Raw genomic sequence first — 2,407 nt, 5'->3', positions numbered from 1 at the left:
ATACTAGCTATTCTGGAAAGTAGAACCGTGATTGAGAATCAATGATCGTATGCCTTTTCTCCAGCTTCTACTAAAAAAGTAAGTCTGTTTCTTTCAGGCGGGATGGGGCAGGTGGTAAAAGCGTTAAAGGCACAGGGGAAGTTTAACGCCTTGTTGAAATCGAGAATTATATTTCCTTGATCATCAGGTTCATCAAGTAAAAGAAATCGACCACCGGGGAACGTCTCCTCGCCGGTAGTTCCATCCATGAAAATGACAGACATTGATTCACCGCTGGTATTGGGTTCCAGGCCGTATTTATTTCCGTTTCTTTTGAACGTTATTATACCCGGCGCCTGTTGATCATATTCGATATCCCTTATATTGGTAATTGTTCGTGTTCTGGTTTCAGGATATGCCTCATATTGTCCCATGATTCGCCAGTCGTTATCAACGGGATAGAAGTTCAAGTTCAGCGGTTTTTTTAGAACAGGGTTCTCGAAATTTCTCAATCTCACCGCATAATTCCCACCGCTCTCTAGAATGAACCATTGAAACGACTTCCATGAGAACAGATTTGGACGTTCATCCAGCAAGAATGTGAGGCTTGACCGATCTTCCTGATCATTGTGAGTAACCGGTTGTGAGTAGTCAAACTTTATAGACTCTCCTGATTTAATGGCGACTCCGAAGTTCTCCGGGAATTCCTGTGGAAAGATCAAATCATTGTCCGAGCCGGAGCCAATACTGTTTTCACCCTCCTTTAGCCAGTAAAGCCCCACCAGGTTGAGGTAACCTTTTCCCGATTTAAGAAATTTCACCCGGCTCTGGCGAAAGTCCATAACCTCCTTTTCATAATTGGGGTCCGCAACCATTGTCTTTTCACAGGAGATAAGGAGGAGGCAAGAAAAAAGAAAATATCGATATGTTGAGCTGATTGGCTTAACCATGGGTGTTAGAACCTTAACTGGATTAAATATAGGCATGAAAATTACTGTATGCCACCAGCCTGACTTATAAGGATGAGAAGTGCATTTTGTATTGCGAGGTGTCCATCCTTGTTCAACCACCATTCATTCAAAGAGTGTCCATGTCGTCCGGTGCCTCCTCGTCCAATGGTGATTGCTGATATATTTTTTGAAAACGGGATATTCGAATTGGTAGAGCCGGAACCCAGCCGGGGAGTACTGCCAAGATAAAGTATACTCGCCATTGCTCGTTGAACTAGGGGGCTCTTTTCATCAGTGGTCCCTGCCGGTCGGTCTCCAACCATGTGCATATCTACTGTCATTTGAGCATCGGTTCGCCCCAAGGTGTTCTGGTCTTTCAGTGCTTTCTGAATGGTTTTTTGAAAAATATCATCCATTTTTTGAAGACGTTCAGGACTTTCAGATCTCATATCCACTTCCATCCAAGATTCGAACGGAATTGAATTGACGGATGTGCCTCCGCCGATACGACCAACATTATAACTAACCTTTTTTCCCGGAGAGCGACTGTACGGGTCAGCTTCTTCAGAAAAATATTCAATGGCACGGCCCAGGGCATGGTGTGGATTTACAAGTCCAAAGGCACCCCAAGAATGTCCTCCAGGACCTTTGAATGTTACCCTGTATCGGTGAGACCCTACAGCGGTGGTAACTATGCGATCAAGACCACCACCGTCAACGGCGATATAACTGTCAACAGATATCTTGTCTGAGTTAAACAGATGTTTAACACCCCTTAAGTCGCCTAAACCCTCTTCTCCAACAGTGCCGGCGAAATAGAGTGTTGCATCTGTTCTTATATCAGCATCAATAACAGCTTGGAGCAGGGTAACGATTAAAGACAGTCCCCTGGTATCATCGCCAATGCCGGGCGCAAAAAGTGTGTCACCGTGTGTTCTTACTGTTACATCTGTGCCTTCTGGGAAAACAGTATCAAGATGTCCTTCAATAAGGACCGTTTTTTCACCCGTTCCGTCTCGCCTTGCCACAACATTGCCCTCTTCATCGATAATAACTTCATCCGCTCCTGCATTTCTCAACAGATCGGCAAAAGCTTTGGCCCTGACAGATTCCTTGAACGGTGGTGCTGGTATTTCAGTAAGATAAATAAGATTGTTGTGCGTTGTAGACTCAAGTTCGACGACCCTTTTAAAGGCCTTCTTTATTTTGGGATGATCAGCAAGTTTCTTGATTTCCTTTACATATTTTCGATCCGGTTTGACACTATCACCTGCTTTGAGGTGTGGGATCAAGAAAAACCCTACAATAGCCAAGAGATAATAAAACTTGTAAGATCGTATAATGATTGCCATTGTCTTAATCCCCATAGTTAAAGATAAGGTATTAACCAATTGACCTCTAAAGCAATGATTCGTAGTATCTTTTTCCTCGGATGTGAGATAATTACACTGAACAAATGAAACAGTTCAATATCAACT

Annotated in this window: 2 protein-coding genes and 1 pseudogene (1 of these 3 only partly in view); 1 reads left to right on the top strand and 2 read right to left on the bottom strand. The window is 43.5% G+C overall.

Annotated features, from left to right (window positions below):
* Nucleotides 1-45, top strand: a pseudogene (locus tag EYO21_08455) (hypothetical protein) (it extends 1,086 nt beyond the left edge of the window).
* Here EYO21_08455 and EYO21_08450 read toward each other — a convergent pair.
* Nucleotides 39-1,052, bottom strand: a complete 1,014-nt coding sequence (locus EYO21_08450) for a DUF1684 domain-containing protein (protein HIB03832.1) — start codon at nt 1,050-1,052, stop codon at nt 39-41. The pseudogene EYO21_08455 and the gene EYO21_08450 overlap by 7 nt on opposite strands.
* The gene (locus tag EYO21_08445) at nt 971-2,281 is read right to left on the bottom strand and encodes a M20/M25/M40 family metallo-hydrolase (GenBank protein ID HIB03831.1); all 1,311 of its coding nucleotides are present in this window, start codon (nt 2,279-2,281) and stop codon (nt 971-973) included. The genes EYO21_08450 and EYO21_08445 overlap by 82 nt, the downstream gene beginning before the upstream one ends.
* Between the last annotated feature and the right edge of the window lie 126 nt (nt 2,282-2,407).

Source organism: Candidatus Neomarinimicrobiota bacterium (assembly GCA_012964825.1).
In the GTDB taxonomy this organism is placed as follows: domain Bacteria; phylum Fidelibacterota; class Marinisomatia; order Marinisomatales; family S15-B10; genus UBA2125.
The sequence above is the reverse complement of the archived record's forward strand: the minus strand, read 5'-3'. Positions and strand labels throughout refer to the sequence as shown.